16 protein-coding genes are annotated in these 15,916 nt (G+C 71.3%); 7 read left to right on the top strand and 9 right to left on the bottom strand.

The window, feature by feature from the left end; translation table 11 throughout:
* The first annotated feature begins 16 nt into the window (after positions 1 to 16).
* Genes HNR14_RS10340 through HNR14_RS10330 form a run of 3 tightly spaced genes read left to right on the top strand, consistent with a single transcriptional unit; the run spans position 17 to position 2,424 of the window.
* On the top strand, positions 17 to 1,492 hold the full coding sequence (locus tag HNR14_RS10340; protein ID WP_179700965.1) for an MFS transporter: 1,476 nt from the start codon (positions 17 to 19) through the stop codon (positions 1,490 to 1,492).
* 10 nt (positions 1,493 to 1,502) lie between these two features.
* Complete coding sequence (locus HNR14_RS10335) at positions 1,503 to 1,703, top strand: hypothetical protein (RefSeq protein ID WP_179700964.1); 201 nt, start codon at positions 1,503 to 1,505, stop codon at positions 1,701 to 1,703.
* A 52-nt stretch (positions 1,704 to 1,755) separates the two neighbouring features.
* Positions 1,756 to 2,424 (top strand): hypothetical protein, encoded by a 669-nt coding sequence (locus HNR14_RS10330; RefSeq protein ID WP_179700963.1) that lies wholly within the window; start codon positions 1,756 to 1,758, stop codon positions 2,422 to 2,424.
* A gap of 13 nt (positions 2,425 to 2,437) precedes the next feature.
* Here the strand turns inward: HNR14_RS10330 and HNR14_RS10325 are convergent, their stop codons facing one another.
* Positions 2,438 to 3,136 (bottom strand): MarR family winged helix-turn-helix transcriptional regulator, encoded by a 699-nt coding sequence (locus HNR14_RS10325; protein ID WP_246311558.1) that lies wholly within the window; start codon positions 3,134 to 3,136, stop codon positions 2,438 to 2,440.
* A gap of 55 nt (positions 3,137 to 3,191) precedes the next feature.
* Between HNR14_RS10325 and HNR14_RS10320 the strand changes: the two genes are divergently transcribed.
* Positions 3,192 to 4,280: a hypothetical protein gene (locus HNR14_RS10320; RefSeq protein WP_179700962.1), complete on the top strand. Its 1,089-nt coding sequence runs from the start codon at positions 3,192 to 3,194 to the stop codon at positions 4,278 to 4,280.
* A gap of 98 nt (positions 4,281 to 4,378) precedes the next feature.
* On the opposite strand, the gene HNR14_RS10315 is transcribed toward HNR14_RS10320, so the two are convergent.
* On the bottom strand, positions 4,379 to 6,271 hold the full coding sequence (locus HNR14_RS10315) for a glucoamylase family protein (protein WP_343064457.1): 1,893 nt from the start codon (positions 6,269 to 6,271) through the stop codon (positions 4,379 to 4,381).
* Positions 6,272 to 6,379: 108 nt separating this feature from the next.
* Between HNR14_RS10315 and HNR14_RS10310 the strand changes: the two genes are divergently transcribed.
* From HNR14_RS10310 to HNR14_RS10300, 3 genes are all read left to right on the top strand, one after another.
* A complete protein-coding gene (locus tag HNR14_RS10310) occupies positions 6,380 to 6,811 on the top strand; it encodes a hypothetical protein (RefSeq protein WP_179700961.1) in 432 nt (143 codons plus the stop codon).
* A 61-nt stretch (positions 6,812 to 6,872) separates the two neighbouring features.
* Positions 6,873 to 7,424: an isopentenyl-diphosphate Delta-isomerase gene (gene idi / locus HNR14_RS10305; protein WP_179700960.1), complete on the top strand. Its 552-nt coding sequence runs from the start codon at positions 6,873 to 6,875 to the stop codon at positions 7,422 to 7,424.
* Between the two features lie 151 nt (positions 7,425 to 7,575).
* The gene (locus HNR14_RS10300; RefSeq protein ID WP_179700959.1) at positions 7,576 to 8,424 is read left to right on the top strand and encodes an SDR family oxidoreductase; all 849 of its coding nucleotides are present in this window, start codon (positions 7,576 to 7,578) and stop codon (positions 8,422 to 8,424) included.
* A 178-nt stretch (positions 8,425 to 8,602) separates the two neighbouring features.
* Here the strand turns inward: HNR14_RS10300 and HNR14_RS10295 are convergent, their stop codons facing one another.
* The 7 genes from HNR14_RS10295 to HNR14_RS10265 all read right to left on the bottom strand — a co-directional run bounded on the left by HNR14_RS10295 (position 8,603) and on the right by HNR14_RS10265 (position 15,897).
* Positions 8,603 to 9,052, bottom strand: coding sequence for a hypothetical protein (locus HNR14_RS10295; protein WP_246311557.1), 450 nt, complete (start codon positions 9,050 to 9,052; stop codon positions 8,603 to 8,605).
* Positions 9,053 to 9,148: 96 nt separating this feature from the next.
* Positions 9,149 to 9,754, bottom strand: a complete 606-nt coding sequence (gene dcd, locus HNR14_RS10290; RefSeq protein ID WP_021764114.1) for a dCTP deaminase — start codon at positions 9,752 to 9,754, stop codon at positions 9,149 to 9,151.
* A gap of 24 nt (positions 9,755 to 9,778) precedes the next feature.
* The gene (locus HNR14_RS10285) at positions 9,779 to 12,055 is read right to left on the bottom strand and encodes an exo-beta-d-1,3/1,6-glucosidase (protein ID WP_179700958.1); all 2,277 of its coding nucleotides are present in this window, start codon (positions 12,053 to 12,055) and stop codon (positions 9,779 to 9,781) included.
* Positions 12,052 to 13,194, bottom strand: coding sequence for an ABC transporter permease (locus HNR14_RS10280; RefSeq protein WP_179700957.1), 1,143 nt, complete (start codon positions 13,192 to 13,194; stop codon positions 12,052 to 12,054). The genes HNR14_RS10285 and HNR14_RS10280 overlap by 4 nt, the downstream gene beginning before the upstream one ends.
* A gap of 2 nt (positions 13,195 to 13,196) precedes the next feature.
* Positions 13,197 to 14,267: an ABC transporter permease gene (locus HNR14_RS10275; RefSeq protein ID WP_021763500.1), complete on the bottom strand. Its 1,071-nt coding sequence runs from the start codon at positions 14,265 to 14,267 to the stop codon at positions 13,197 to 13,199.
* On the bottom strand, positions 14,264 to 15,076 hold the full coding sequence (locus HNR14_RS10270) for an ABC transporter ATP-binding protein (protein WP_021763499.1): 813 nt from the start codon (positions 15,074 to 15,076) through the stop codon (positions 14,264 to 14,266). The genes HNR14_RS10275 and HNR14_RS10270 overlap by 4 nt, the downstream gene beginning before the upstream one ends.
* The gene (locus tag HNR14_RS10265) at positions 15,073 to 15,897 is read right to left on the bottom strand and encodes an ABC transporter ATP-binding protein (RefSeq protein WP_021763498.1); all 825 of its coding nucleotides are present in this window, start codon (positions 15,895 to 15,897) and stop codon (positions 15,073 to 15,075) included. The genes HNR14_RS10270 and HNR14_RS10265 overlap by 4 nt, the downstream gene beginning before the upstream one ends.
* Positions 15,898 to 15,916: the final 19 nt, after the last annotated feature.

Raw genomic sequence — 15,916 nt, 5'->3', positions numbered from 1 at the left:
CCCCTACGCTGTGGGCATGACACGCGACCTCCCGGGAGGCGGCGGTGCGAGCGGCGACGGCGACGCGAACACCAAACGCCCCACCACGTCGACCGATGCCCTGCTGACGTCGGCGAGCCCGCTCTTCTCCGACAGCTCGACCGAGCGCCGCATCCCGCGCCGCTGGGTCGTGTCGTGGGCTCTCTGGGACTGGGGCGGAGCCGCCTTCAACGCCGTCATCACGACCTTCGTGTTCACGGTGTACCTGACCGGCAGTCTCTTCGTCGACCCCGCGCTGGTCGCGGCGCGCGACGCCGAGACCGACCTGAAGGGTCCCGCCCACGCCGCCGTGACGGCCGCCGAAGCACCGCTCTCCAGCGGGCTCGGCTGGGGCCTCGCCATCGCGGGCATCATCGTCGCGCTCCTCGCGCCGGTGCTGGGCCAGCGGACCGACGGCTCGGGCCGCCGCAAGCTGTGGCTCGGGATCAACACCGGCGTCGTCGTGGTCGTGACGGCGCTCATGTTCCTCGTCGTCGGCGAGCCGTCGTACTTCCTGCTCGGCGTCGCCCTCGTCGCGATCGGGACCGTCTTCTACGAGATCGCCACCGTCAACTACAACGCGATGCTGGTGCAGGTTTCGACTCCGAAGACCGTCGGCCGGGTGAGCGGCTTCGGCTGGGGCGCCGGCTACCTCGGCGGCATCGTGCTGCTCCTCATCGTGTACTTCGGCCTGGTGACCGACAACCCGGACGGCACCGGCGGCTTCCTGCACGCCAGCCAGGACGCCGGGCTGAACATCCGCATCATCGCGCTCATCGCCGCGCTGTGGACGCTCGTCTTCTCGCTGCCCGTGCTGATCTCGGTGCCCGAGATGGCGAAGAACGCCCGCACTCCGCGGGTCGGCTTCTTCGCCTCCTACGCCGTGCTCGTGCGCGACATCGGGAGGCTGTGGAAGGAGAGCCGCAACACCGTGCTGTTCCTGATCGCCTCGGCACTCTTCCGCGACGGGCTCGTGGGCGTGTTCACCTTCGGCGGCATCCTGGCCCAGGGCACCTTCGGCTTCTCCAGCGGCCAGGTGATCATCTTCGCGATCGCCGCCAATGTCGTGGCGGGTGTCAGCACCCTGATCTCGGGGCGCTTCGACGACCGGTACGGGCCGAAGCCGGTCATCGTCACCGCGCTGGTCGGCCTCGTCGTCGCCGGACTCGCCGTGTTCTTCCTGCACGACGGCGGCGCGACCGCGTTCTGGGTCGGCGGCCTCGTGCTCTGCCTCTTCGTCGGGCCCGCGCAGTCGGCCAGCCGCACGTTCCTCACCCGGGTCACCCCGGTCGGGCGGGAAGGGGAGGTCTTCGGCCTCTACGCGACGACCGGCCGCGCGGTCTCGTTCCTGGCGCCGCTGCTGTTCGCGACCTTCGTCGCCGTCGGCGGCGCGCAGTACTGGGGCATCCTCGGCATCGTGCTGGTGCTCGCGATCGGGCTCGGGCTGCTGATCCCGGTCAAGGCGCCGCGCTAGCATCCTGAGCATGGTCGAGTACAAGTACGTGAGCCTGCCCACCGCGCGCAAGGAGATCAACAGCAGCAAGGTCGACGAGCACGCGTCGGCAGAGCTCAACGCCGAGTACGTCGCCCAAGGCTGGGACGTGGTGAACGCGACGCGACCGATGGGGATCGGGCAGATCGGGTTCCTGCTGCGCCGCGACGCGGCTCCCGCCACCGAGAGCTGAGCCGGCGAAATCGACCATTCGGCCCGGCGGCGCGAGCGCATAGCCTGAGCCCATGGCGGAGGTCGCAACATACCCGCTCGGAGTGGTGGTGCTCGTCGGCGTGATCGCGTTGGCGGTCGGGATCCTGATCGGCACGCTCGTGCGCGGCTCGGCGCGCACGGAGGCCGTGCTCGCCGCGCGGCGCGCATGGGCGGCGGCCAATCTGCGGACGATCTTCGGGATCGGACGCGACGCCGCCGACGCCGGCCGGCCCTTCGACGGGATCGTCCCTCCCGACGGCGCGACACCGCGCGGTTACGGCGTGCGCGCGGTCGACGGCACGGCGGACGGGTCGGCCGAGCTGATGCTGCTTCAGCCGCTCCGTGCCGGCTGGGCGCGCAACTGGCTGTTCAACTCGCAGGTGTTCCTGCAGGCGCAGGCCGACATCCTCCACGGCTGGCTGCACACGCTCGGCAGGGAGGCCGCGCTCGTCGACCCGGCCTGGGTGGAGGCCGATCAGGAGTACGTCCGGCGCGTGCACCGCGTCGAGAACACGCTGACCCACTGGGCGGCCGGACGTTGGCTCACGCACTCGAGCCTCCGCCTGCGCATCACGAGCCGGAAGCCGTTCTGGAACCGGCGACTGCAACGCTCGCTGCTGATCCCGTCGGCTCCGGAGGCCGTGCTGCGCGGCGAGTACCCGCCATGCGATTGCGAGACGGGTCAAGCTCCGGCCGGGTGATCGCCTTCCCGGCTCAGGGGCGGGGCCAGGCGCGGACGAAGCGGTCGAACAGCTCGGCGAAGGTGCGCGCCTCCTCCGGCGTGAACTCCGCGAGCGCCGACTCGACCGCGCTGCGCCGATGCGTGCGCACCTCGTCGAGCTGAGCACGCCCGGCAGAGGTGAGCTGGATGAGCGCCCGGCGTGCGTCCGACGGGTCGGGCACCCGGCGCACATGCCCGCGCTCGACGCCCTCCTGGACCAGCCGGCTCGCCCGCGGCTGATCGACGCCGATCGCCTGCGCGAGCGAGCTGATCGACAACGGGCTGCCGGCGGCCTCCGCCGTCTCGAGCGCCTCCAGCATCCGGATGCGCGCGATGCGGCCGAGGCTGCCGTCGCGGCCGCGGCGACCGGGGCCGGGGCGGGCAGAGTCGCCGAACGGCGGGTGATCGTGGTCGTGCGCGGCGTGCTCGTGGGCAGTGTGGTCGTGGGATCCGTGCTCGTGATCGGCGTGGCCGTGGTCGGCGTGCCCGCGCCCGCCTTCGCCGCCCGCCGCACCCCACGGCCCGCGCGGGCCCCACGCGTGCGGCCCTCCGCGGCCGAAGGGAGCATCCCCCCAGGGGCCGGGCGGCCGACGGCGCGACTGGTCGCGGCGCACCGCGACGAGTGCGCTCTCGATCAGCGCCACCACGTCCGCTGCCGGCGAACCCTGCTGAGCTTGACTCTCGTCATCCATGTATGTAACTATACATTTACTTGTCAAGATACATGCAAATAGGAAGGGGTCCCCGATGACGAACATCGACGACTCGAACAACACCCCTGCCTCGACCCCGCCCGGATACTGGTTCGGCGAGATCGAGAGCCGGCTGCGCGATCGGATGCGCGACGCGCTGGCCGAGCAGGGCCTCCGCCGCGGAGGCTGGCGCCTGCTCCACTCCCTGTCCGAGGGCCCGGCGACCGCCGCCGACCTCGCGGACCGCCTCCCCCGCGGCCGTCGTGGCCACGGCCACGGACGCGGCCACGGACACGGACGCGGCGCCTTCGGCCGCGACCACGACCACACCGGCGGCCCCGAGCGCGGCGGGAACGGCGAGCGCCCCGAGCGCGGCGAGCGCGGTCATGACCGCGCAGGCTTCGGTCGCGGCGGCTTCGACCCGCGCGAGCGCGGCGGTCGCCACCCGTACCCGTCCCCGCGCTCGCAGGGCGCCTGGACCTACAGCCGTGAGACCTGGCACGCCGAGCGCCCGTTCGGCCCGGGAGGCGGTCACCCCGACCACCACCACGCCGACGCTCACGCGGAGGCCCACGGGCACCACGGTCACGACGGCGACGCCGGCCAGCACGGCCACGACGGACATCACGAGCACCACGACCGCGAGGCCGCCTTCGAGCGCGGCTTCGAGCGCGGTTTCCAGCGCGGAGCCGCGGCGGCACCCGCCTTCGGCGGCCCGTTCGCCGGGCCCTTCGGCGGTCCCGGCGGTGGTCCCGGCGGCCCCGGCGGCTTCCGCGGCGGGCGCGGCTTCGCCCCGCACCACGGGCACCGCGGCCACGGCGGCCCTCACGGCCACTGCGACGGCGACCGCCGCACGGGGCGCATCGAGCGCATCCTCGCCGACTTCACCGAGCGCGGATGGGTCTGGTTCGACGGCGACCGCGCCACACTGACCGACGAAGGCCGCGCCGCCCACGACGCCGCGTTCGCGCGAGTCCAGGAGGTGCGCGGCGCTCTGGCCGACGGCATCTCGCCCGAGGACTATGCCACCACCCTGGCCACCCTCGAGACGATGGCCCGCAACCTGGGCTGGGAGCCGCGGCAGCAGGACCAGGCCGACGAACCGGACGAGTCCGGGGAGCCGGGTCAGGCCGAGCAGAGCTGACCAGCACCTGTTCCACCGATCACCTTCGGCGGAGCGACAAGAGGCCGGGGCGCACGAGCGCTCCGGCCTCCGTCATGTGCGGCACCGGGCCGCGATCGTCACGCCGCGCGACGTCGCCTCCGCACGATCGTGAGCGCGGTGATCCCGGCGCCGGCGAGCAGCACGGCGAACGCAGACGCGATCACGGCACCGCCTCCCGCGTCCGATCCGGTCGCGGCGAGTTCGCCGGTCGCGATGCCCGCAACCGCGGCGCCGCCGCCTCCCGTAGCTCCACCGTCCTCCGCGCGCGGAGCCCACGACGCGGAGAACGTCTGTGCCGCCATGAGCGGCTGGAGCGCATCCCGCACGGCATCGTCGGCGAAGAGCGTGCGCATCGCGCCGTCGTCCAGGCCGTTCGCGACCGCGGCCATGATCATCGACTGGTCGAGCGAGAGGTAGCGCTCGGCGATGCGTCCGCTGTGCACGGCCACCGCGTCGTAGAACCCGCCGGGGCCGTAGGCGCCGAGGTCCTGCTCGATGCCGCGTAGGTTCTCGACAGCACCGCGGGCGTCGTAACCGAGCGCGAGGAACGACGCGTGCGGCGTCACCACGCCGTCGCCATAGGTGGGCGCCGGGTTCGTGCCGCGCTCCGCGGTCGGGCAGCCGGCGAAGGGGAGGTCCACATCCGTGTTCTCCTGGTCGGAGAAGTAGCCGTCGGCGCGCATCCCCGCCGCGTCCACCCCGTACTCGCGGTAGCCGCCGTCGGGGTTGCTCGCGGGCGAGAAGCCCCAGTATCCGTAGCCGGCATCCTGACCGTGCTTCTCCTGCACGGCGACGGTCACGGGATGGTTGACGCCCCACGAGGTCGGACCCCACGTCTCCTCCGGCACCAGGAGGTCGGGCATCAGCGCCTCGAACATGCTGCCGCCCCAGCTCGGCACGAACTGCATGCCGTCAGAGCTGTAGGCGCCCTCGAAGACGGTGAGACCGTCGTAGACCCGGTTCTCGCCGACGGGGCTCTGCTCCTGCCAGGAGTAGTCGCAGCCGGCGGGCATGGTGCGGAAGGTGCCGTACAGCCCGGACGGCGGGATCTGCCCGTTGACGATGCCGAGGTAGGTCGCGATGCGGCTCTCGCTCACCGTGGTGTCGTACCAGTGGCACGTGTAGAAGACGTTCGGCCCGGATCCCGAGAACGGCGCCTGCTCGCTCGCGCAGGTGTCGCCCGGCTGCGCCTCCCAGAAGCCGCCCTTGTTCGTGCCGGCCGGGAGCGCCGGGTTGTACGGGGTCGGATCGAAGAAGACGCCGAAGTCCATCGAGTCGTAGAGCGCGCGGGCGCGGTCGGTCAGCGTCGTCTCCCCGTTCGCCACCATGCGCAGCGCGGCGGCGAGCCAGCCGTTGTCGACCGTGCTGAGGAAGGGATGGACGACCGAGCCGTCCTCCGGCCACGTGGTGAGCTTCTGACCGTCGGCGGGCGAGTACCAGTTGTAGAACATCCCGCTCGCGGCGTTCCGTTCGAGGTGCTCGAGCGTGCCGACGGTGGTGGTGAGCCGCTCGCGGGCCTCGTCGGCCGAGATGATCCCGAGCCCGCGCGCGGCGAGCGTCGACCAGAGGTAGCCGCCGATGTTGGTCGGCGAGGTGTGGCCGCTGGCGGAGGCGGGATCGAGGCTGCCGTCGATGTTGTCGGCGGGCAGGCCGACGGCGGGGTCGGTCATCGCGTCGAGGGAGTGCCAGGTGTCGGCCGCCCAGCGGTGCAGCTCGGCCGAGTAGGGCGTGGCGTCGCCGGAGGCGGGGCCGTGGGTGTCCACGGAGATCGCGGCGGGAGCCACGGCGGCGGCGGCGCGGGCCTGGCCCGGAGGTGCTGCGGCCGCCGGGGTTGCGAGCGCGACAGCGCCGGCGAGCGCGGCGGCGAGAGCTGTTCCGCCGGCGCGCAGGGCGCGGCGGGAGAGGTGAAGGGGCATCATCGTCCTTTCGCCGCCATCCTGACGCCAGGGCGCGAGGTGACGGGCGGTCACGGTTTCGAGCGAGTGTATGCGCATACATTGCGATGCGCAACCTCCCCACCCCGGTCGCATCACGCGCTTCGCGGTTAGGGTGGATGCACCGGACCAGGGGGAGGACCGATGCAACCGACCGACGATCAGGTCGCCGCGATCGACGCCGCAGCCGAGGCGCTTCGGAATGCACCAGACAGCTTCGCGGCCATGGACGGCCTCTGGCGCGCGGTCTACGCGCTGCCGAGCTGGGCGTTCATCGCGCGCGGGACGGACGACGCCCCGACCCCATTCGTGGGCGAGCTGGACGCGGGGCCGATGGTCTTCGCCTTCACCACCCTCGGGCGCGCGCAGGAAGGCGCATTGAGCGCGGGGCTGGACGAGGACGCCGCCTCGAAGGTGCTCTCGGTCCCGCTTCCCGGCGCGATCGAGTGGCTCGCCTCCTTCGCCGAGTCGGGTGTGCGCGGGGTGGTGTTCGACCTGCCACGATTCGGGTACTTCGCGCCGCTGCAGAACCTCGTGCCGATGCGCGACCACATGGCGGCCACCCCGCCGGCGTGAGCGGACCGCCACCCGGCTCGGTCCCGGTTCCCCTCGCCGCACCCGCGCCTAGGATGGACGCATGACGCCATCCCGTGAAGAGGTCGTACTGCTGGCCGAGGACGGGACGCCGATCGGGACGGCCGACAAGGCCACCGTGCACACCACCGAGACGCCGCTGCACCTGGCGTTCTCCTGCCACCTCTTCGACGGCGAGGGCCGCATCCTCGTCACCCGTCGCGCACTCGGCAAGGCCACCTGGCCCGGCGTCTGGACGAACTCGTTCTGCGGGCATCCCGGCCCGGGCGAGACGATGGAGGATGCCGTCGCCCGTCGCGCCGCCGACGAGCTCGGCACGACGATCGAGAACGTGATCGTCGCGCTCCCCGACTTCCGCTACCGGGCGGTCGACGCGTCCGGCATCGTCGAGTACGAGATCTGCCCCGTCTACACCGCCACCGTGGCCTCGCCGCTCTCCCCGGCGGCCGACGAAGTCGCCGAGTGGGAATGGGTCGACCCGCGCACGCTGCTCTCGGCCGTGGAGGCGACGCCGTGGGCGTTCAGCCCCTGGCTCACCCTCCAGTTGCCGGCCCTATACGCCGATCCGGACGGCGAACCTTCGGGTCAGCTGTGAGAACGGCTCATATTTTCCACTTGTGAAATTCCCTGTGGATAACTCACGTCTGGGGTATGCCCGCGGCCGAATACTTTCGTGCGCACAGCGTCGGGGCGGGAGACCGCCCACGGTTTGACTTCGAGCGCACTTCAAGGAGCATGCTGAGACCATGAACTCCTCCTCCAGCACTCCCGTCGCCCTCGTCACCGGCACCTCCACCGGCATCGGACTCGAGACCGCGGTCGCCCTCGCCCGCGGTGGCTGGGATGTCGTCGCCACCGTCCGCGACGTCTCCCGGGCGGACCGGCTCCGCGACGCCGCGACCACCGCCGGGGTGTCCCTCGACATCCGGGCGCTGGATGTGACCGACGGGGCGGCGTCGACGGCACTCGTCGAGCAGGTGGTGGCGGAGCGCGGTCGCCTCGACGCCCTGGTCAACAACGCCGGCGCCGCCGCCCTCGGCACCGCCGAGACGATGGGCATCGACCGCGTCCGCGCCGCGATGGAGGTCAACTTCTTCGGAGTCGTGCAGCTCACGCAGGCGGCGCTGCCCGCGCTGCGCGCCTCCGGCGGGCGCGTGGTGACGGTGTCGAGCGTCGGCGGCATCATCGGCCAGCCCTTCAACGACGCGTACTGCGCGGCCAAGTTCGCCGTCGAAGGCTTCATGGAGAGCCTCCACCCGGTCGCCGCCGCCCAGGGCGTCGCGGTGATCGTCGTCGAGCCGGGCGCCGTCGCGAGCGAGTTCGTCGCCAACGCGACCGAGGGCCGGGATGCCGCCCTCGCGGACGCCGGACCCTACGCCCCGCAGCTCGCCGCCTACCTGGAGCGCACCGCCGGCGCCTTCGCCGCGGCGCAGCAGCCCGCCGAAGTCGCCGCCGTCATCGAGCGGGTGCTGACGGAGGCGGAGCCGCCGTTCCGTGTGCAGACCTCCGACGCCGCGCGTGCCTTCGTCGGAATCAAGCTGGCCGACCTCGACGGCTCGGCCGTCACCGGGGCGACCGCGGCGTGGGTGGCGTAGGGAACTGACGCCGCATCCAGTGGTCGCAACACGCCGTGCGGGCGCCTGCGCGGCGGCGTGTTGTGACAGGTGGATGGGAGGGGCGATCCAGTGGTCGCAACATGCCGCGCGCGCGCCTGCGCGGCGGCGTGTTGTGACGGATGGATTCGTAGACCCGGCAGCGGGCGCGGCGCCGCACCTACCCGGTGCGCGTGGCGGTGATGTGCTGCTCCAGCCACCAGGTGCGGCCCTCGTCGTCGGAGACCCAGCCGTCCCACTCGAAGGAGTCGGCGGTGATGGCGGAGAAGTTCCAGCGGATCGGGCGGCCGTCGGTCTGCGTTCCGTCCTGGCGGATCCCGTCGCGGTGGCCGGAGGCGACGAGGGTGCAGAAGTCACCGGCGACGGCGCCGAACCAGCTCACCCGCCACGCGCCCAGCACCGGGTCGTACACGCGGATGGTGGTGCCCTTGGACTCCATGCGGGAGGGGTCGGCCGCGGTCGGCGCGACCAGCACATCCTGGACCGCGCGTCCGCCCAGCGTGTAGGCGAACAGCCAGTCGGTGGTGAACTCGCTCCAGGCTCCGGACTCCTCGTCGAGGAACCGGCACTCGGCGCGCCAGCTGCCGACCAGCTGACCGAAGAGGTGCATCCGCTGCGGCGCACGGGAGTCGGCCCCGTCGCGATCAGCGCGCTCGCGAACTCGGCGTCGGTCGTCTCGCTCATGGGGCGCCTCTCGGGTCGTGGGTCAGCTGGACGGACGCCCGGCCTCGGTGGCGGACACGTCGGTCCGGTGGAAGTTCAGGAACGAGCGCGAGGCCGTCGGCCCGCGCTGGCCCTGGTAGCGGGAGCTGTACTCGCTCGACCCGTAGGGCTTCTCCGCCGGCGAGGTGAGCCGGAAGAAGCACATCTGGCCGATCTTCATGCCCGGCCAGAGCTTGATCGGGAGGGTGGCGACGTTGCTGAGCTCGAGCGTCACGTGCCCCGAGAACCCGGGGTCGATGAACCCGGCGGTCGAGTGCGTCAGCAGGCCGAGGCGACCGAGCGAGCTCTTGCCCTCCAGCCGCGCGGCGACGTCGTCGGGCAGGGACACCAGCTCGTACGTCGACCCGAGCACGAACTCGCCGGGGTGCAGGATGAACGGCTGGTCCGCCTCCACCTCGACGAAGCGCGTCAGCTCGGGCTGATCCTCCGACGGGTCGATGAACGGGTACTTGTGGTTGTCGAACAACCGGAAGAACCGGTCCAGCCGCACGTCGATGCTCGACGGCTGCACCATCGAGGCGTCGAACGGCTCCAGGCCGATCCGTCCGGCGCCGAGCTCGGCCTTGATGTCGCGATCGGAGAGAAGCACGAGGTCAGCTTATCGGGATGCCGCTCACCGCACCTCGAATCCTGCAGCCAGCAGATCCTCGGTGCGCGACGACGAGCCGACGAGCAGCTCGAACGCGCCGGGCTCCACGCGGCGGACGGCGGCCGCATCCACGATCGTGCAGTCGGCGACGGGAAGCGTCAGCACCACGCGAGCGGACTCCCCCCGCGCGAGATCGACCTGGCGGTACGCCTTCAGCTCCCGGTCGGCCCAGCTCACGCTGGTGACCGCGTCGCGCACGTAGACCTGCACGGTCTCGCGCACCGGACGGTCGCCGGTGTTGCTCACCGTGACCTCGGCGACGATGTCGTCTCCGGCGCCGAGCTCGGTGCGCGTGAGCGAGAGATCGGCGTACTCGACGGTCGTGTACGAGAGCCCCTGGCCGAACGCCCAGGCGGGTGCCTGGGTGAGGTCGGCGTAGCGGTCGCCGTGCTGACCGCGGATCTGGTTGTAGTACGTCGGCTGCTGGCCGACGTGGCGGGCGAAGGAGATCGGCAGGCGCCCCGACGGCTCGATGCGGCCGGTAAGGAGCTCGGCCAGCGCCTGGCCGCCGAGCATGCCCGGGTTCGCGGCCCAGATCACGGCAGCCGCCTGCGCGGTCGAGGGAGGCAGGACGAGCGGCTTCGACGCGAGCAGGATCACGACGACGGGCTTCCCGGTCGCGATCAGGGCGTCGAGCAGCGCGTTCTGGCCGCCGATCAGTTCGAGGGTCGCCGTGGAGCGGCCCTCGCCGACGAGCTCGATGCGGTCGCCGACCACGGCGACCACGACATCCGACTGCTCGGCGGCGGCCACGGCCTCGTCGATCAGCTGCTGATCGGGCGCGCAGGGCACCACGACCGGCGGACGCGGCTGGCCGTCCGGGAACGTGCGGCCGTTGGGGTCGTCCTCGAGGGTGAGGATGTCGGCGCCGCGGGCGTACTGCACGCTGACGCCCTCCGTCGCGCGGAGCCCGTCGAGCACCGTCGTGATCATCTCGCGCGGCTGGCCGTCCAGCCAGCCGGCCTGGCCGGACCCGCCGGCCCAGTCGCCCAGCTGCGTCTGCGCGTCGTCGGCGAGCGAGCCGACCAGCGCGACGCGCACGGGGGCGGGCGCCGACGCGGAGGCCGCCAGCGGCAGCGTCCCGTCGTTCTCCAGCAGCACGAGCGAGCGGCGCGCGACCTCGAGATTGAGGGCGGCGTGCTCCGCGCTGCCGACCACGGTGTCGAGGTCGTGTGCGGGAAGGCGCGGGTCCTCGAAGAGGCCGAGGTCGAACTTGAGCGTCAGGATGCGCCCGACCGCGGCGTCGAAGTCGTCGTCGGCGAGCAGCCCCCGGGCGACGGCCTCCAGCGCTCCCTCATAGAAGAGAGGAGTGGTCATGACCATGTCGTTGCCGGCCTTCACGGCCGCGGCGGCCGCGTGCGCGTAGTCGGGCTGGACCTTCTGCTCCCAGACCATGCGGCCCACGTTGTCCCAGTCGGTGATGAGGGTGCCGGTGTACCCCCACTCGCCGCGCAGCACCTCGCTGAGCAGCCAGTCGTTGACCGTGATCGGCACGCCGTCGGTGCTCTGGTAGCCGAGCATGAAGGTGCGGCAGCCCTCGCGGGCCACGCGCTCGAACGGCGGCAGGAACCAGCTGCGGAGCTTGCGCCGGGAGATGTCGGCCTCGCTCGCGTCGCGGCCGCCCTGCGTCTCGGAGTACCCGGCGAAGTGCTTCGCGGTCGCGAGGATCGCGGTCGGGTCGTCGAGGCCGTCGCCCTGGTAACCGCGGACCATGGCGCTCGCGAGCTCGCCGATGAGGAACGGGTCCTCGCCGAACGTCTCGCTGACCCGGCCCCAGCGCAGGTCGCGGGCGATGCACAGCACGGGCGAGAACGTCCAGTGCACACCGGTCACCGCGACCTCTTCGGCCGTGGCGCGGGCGACGCGCTCGATCAGTTCCGCATCCCACGACGCGGCGAGGCCGAGCTGGGTCGGGTAGATCGTGGCGCCGGGCCAGAAGGAGTGCCCGTGGATGCAGTCCTCGCCGACGAGCAGCGGGATCCGCAGGCGCGTCTCGGCCGTGAGCCGGTTCGCCTCCAGGATGCGCTCGGGCGACGTGTGCAGGATCGACCCGACGTGACGTCGCAGGATGTGGTCCTGCAGGTCGTCCCGCGCGTCGAGCTGGAGCATCTGCCCCACCTTCTCCTCCACGGTCATGCGGCCGAGCAGGTCCCGGACGCGCTCCGCCGTCGTGAGCGACGGGTCCTGGTAGGGGAGGGTGCCGGTCCGCGTGGCGTCCGTGATGGGCAGTGTGGATGTCATTCAGTGGCGCCTTCCGCCGCGGGCCCGTTCGACGGGGAGGTGGTGGACGTGGAGCCGGGGGACGACGGAGCCGACGACCCCGTGCGCACCTGCGTGACGGTCGCGTTGATGTTGAGACCCTTCTTCTTCATCGCGCGGGCGCGCTCGCCGGCGGAGCGCAGGCGCGGGTTGACGTACTCGTCGATGCCGAAGTTGACGAGCGAGAGCGCCACGCCCAGGATCGCGATGCAGAGACCGGCGGGGACGTACCACCACCAGTAGTCCGGGAACGCGTTGTTCTGCTGCGCCCAGAACAGGACGGTGCCCCAGTTGAGGTTCGACACCGGGATGACGCCGATGAACGCCAGGGTCGTCAGACCCAGGACGGCGGCCGTCATCGTGCCGACGAAGCTGGAGGCGATGAGCGCCATCAGGTTCGGCAGCATCTCCACCAGGATGATGCGGTAGAGCGGCTCGCCGTTGGCGCGGGCGGCCTGGATGAAGTCCCGGTTGCGCAACGACATGGTCTGCGCACGCAGGACGCGCGCTCCCCACGCCCAGCCGGTGAGACCGAGCACGGCGGCGATGACGACCAGCGGCGGGTCCTCGAACTGCGACGCGATGATGATCATCAGCGGGAGGCCGGGGATGACGAGGAACACGTTCGACAGTGCCGACAGCGCCTCGCTCTTCCAGCCGCGCAGGTAGCCGGCGGTCACACCGACGGCGATCGCGACGATGGTCGCCATGATCGTCGCCAGGAAGCCGACGACGAGCACGCCGCGGGTCCCGTAGACGAGCTGGCTGAAGACGTCCTGGCCGATGTGGGTCGTGCCCAGGAGGTGCTGGAACGACGGCGGCTGCAGGGTCTCGTCGAGGTTCTGCGCCTGGGGGTCGTACGGGGCGATCAGCGGCGCGAAGATCGCGACGAGGATGAACACCCCGAGGATGATGAGGCCCGTGGCGGACTTCGGGTTGCTGAACATCGCGAGCGAGACCTTGAGCTGCGACCAGAAGGTCTTCCGCTCCGGAGCGTGCTCGGGAGCGTTCTGCGGCCGACCGGCCAGCACTGCTGCGGTCTCGGGGGCGCCGACGCCCACGTGGTGCGCGAGCGCCGGTGCGCTCTCGGCGGGGACGGTCTTCTCGGCGGGGGTTGTCATGATCAGGCCTCCGTCTGACGGGTGCGCGGGTCGAGGATGGCGTAGGCGATGTCGGCGATGATGTTCGCGACCAGCACGGCCAGGACGAGGACGAGGAAGATGCCCTGCATCAGCGCGTAGTCCTTCGCGTTGGTCGCGTTGAGCAGCAGCAGGCCGATGCCGGGGTAGGAGAAGACCATCTCCATCACCAGCGTGCCGCCGACGATGAAGCCGAGGGCGAGCGCGAAGCTCTGGATCTGCGGGAGCACCGCGTTGCGGGCGGCGTAGCGCCACAGCACGCGGCGGTTCGGCATGCCCTTGGCCTGCGCGACCGTGATGTAGTCCTCGTCGAGCACGGTCAGCATCATGTTGCGCATGCCGAGCACCCACCCGCCGAGCGAGACGACCACGATGGTCAGCACCGGGAGGACGGCGTGCGAGACGACCTCGGAGATGAACTCCGCGTTCCAGCCCGGGTCGACGCCGACCTCGTAGGCGTGGCCGGCGGGGAACCAGCCGAGCGTCGTCGAGAAGATCGCGATGAAGATCAGGCCGAGCCAGAAGTACGGGATGGTGCCGAGGAAGGTCGTGACCGGCACGAACAGGTCGAGGCGGCTCCCGCGCTTCCAGCCGATGATGGCGCCGAGGCCGGTGCCGATGACGAACGAGATGATCGTGGCGACGCCGACGAGCCCGAGGGTCCAGGGCAGCGCCGAGGCGATCGCGTCGCCCACCGGCGCCATGCCGGTGGAGATCGAGATGCCCAGGTTGCCGTGCAGGAGCATGTTCCAGTAGTTGATGTACTGGTCCCAGAGCGGCACCGACTTGTCCAGGCCGAAGAGCGCGCGCAGCGCCTTCTCGGCGTCAGGCGTCAGCTGACCCTGGCTCCGCGCCATGAACGAGTCGACCGCGTCGCCCTTCATCAGGCGGGGCAGGAAGAAGTTCACGGTGATGGCGGCCCACAGGGTGAACAGGTAGAAGGCCACCCGACCGCCGATGAAGCGCCACGGGACCCGCGTGCGGCGGCGCTCCGTGCCGGTGGCGGTCGTGCCGACGAGGGTCGGATCGACGGGGGCCTGCGATTCGGCGCTCACAGCGCACCTCCCGAGGTCTGTGCCGACAGTTCCCGGAAGTGCTTCTCGGGGTCGGGCGAAGCGGCGCGCAGCTCGCGCGTGTATGGGTCCTGCGGGCGCAGGATGACGTCGTCGGCCGTGCCGCGCTCGACGACCTTGCCCTGGTTGAGCACCATGATCTCGTCGCTGAAGTGCCGGGCCGTGGCCAGGTCGTGGGTGATGTAGAGGACGCCGAGCCCTTCCTCCCGCTGGAGGTCGGCGAGCAGGTTGAGCACGCCGAGGCGGATCGACACGTCGAGCATCGAGACGGGCTCGTCGGCGACCAGCAGCGCCGGACGCGAGGCGAGCGCGCGGGCGATGGCCACGCGCTGGCGCTGGCCTCCCGAGAGCTCGTGCGGGCGGCGGTCGATGACGGCGTCGGCGTCGAGGCGCACGCGGAGCAGCAGGCGCCGCACCTCGTCGTCGACCTCGCGCTTGGGGACGACGTTGTCGAGGCGCAGCGGGCGCTCGATGTGGTGGCGGATCGAGTGGGACGGGTTCAGCGACGCGAACGGGTCCTGGAACACCATCCGCAGCTGCTGGCGGTACCGCCGCAGGCCTCGTCCGCCGCGCGGGATCGGAGCGCCGTCGAGCAGGATCTCGCCGCGCGTCGGCGTCTCCAGCTGGGTCAGGATCTTCGCGATCGTCGACTTGCCGCTGCCCGACTGCCCGACCAGACCGAGCGTCTGGTGCGAGCCGAGCGTGAAGCTCACATCGTCGAGGGCCTTGAGCTGCCCGGAGCCGCGGACGTTGTAGATCTTGGTGACGTTCTTGAATTCGAGGGTCGTCATCGCGCGACCACTCCTCTCTCTCCGGTCAGGCGCGGGAAGGAGGCGAGCAGCTTGCGCGTGTACTCGTGCTGCGGGTCGTTCCAGATCCGCTCGGCCGTGGCCAGCTCGATGATCTCGCCCTCGCGCATGATCGCGATGCGGTCGCTGATCTCCAGCAGCAGGGGGAGGTCGTGGGTGATGAAGACGACGGAGAAGCCGAACTCGTGGCGGAGCTGCGAGATCTGCCGCAGGATCTCGCGCTGCACGAGCACGTCGAGCGCGGTCGTTGGCTCGTCCATCACCATGAGCTGCGGCCGGAGCGCGAGCGCCATGGCGATCATGACGCGCTGGCGCATGCCGCCGGACAGCTCGTGGGGATAGGAGCGGAGGCGCTGGCCGCCGACCTTCACGATCTCCAGGAGCTCGACGACCGCCTTGCGGCGTTCGGTGCGGTTCATGTCGGGCCGGTGCACTTCGAAGACGTCCTCGAGCTGCGAGCCGATGGTCGCCACCGGGTTGAGGGCGTTCATCGCGCCCTGGAAGACCATGGAGATCTTGTCCCAGCGGAACCGGCGCATCTGCTCGACGCCGAGGGCGTTGATGTCGACGTCGTCGCCGCTCTTGTCGTGGAAGACGACGCTGCCGTCGGTGATGACCGCCGGGGGACGGAGGAGGCGCTGCACCCCGTAGGCCAGGGTGGTCTTGCCGCATCCGCTCTCGCCGGCGAGACCGACGATCTCGCCGCGCTTGATGTCGAGGGTGACGTTCTTGACCGCCCGGACCGGGGGATCCACGTCGTACACGACCGAGAAGTCGCGCACCGAGAGAAGGGTGTCTGTCATGAGTTCGTCGCTTTCCTGC

Origin of the sequence: Leifsonia naganoensis, assembly GCF_013410615.1 — a bacterium.
Lineage (GTDB): Bacteria > Actinomycetota > Actinomycetes > Actinomycetales > Microbacteriaceae > Leifsonia > Leifsonia aquatica.
This window is presented reverse-complemented; position numbering and strand designations above follow the sequence as displayed.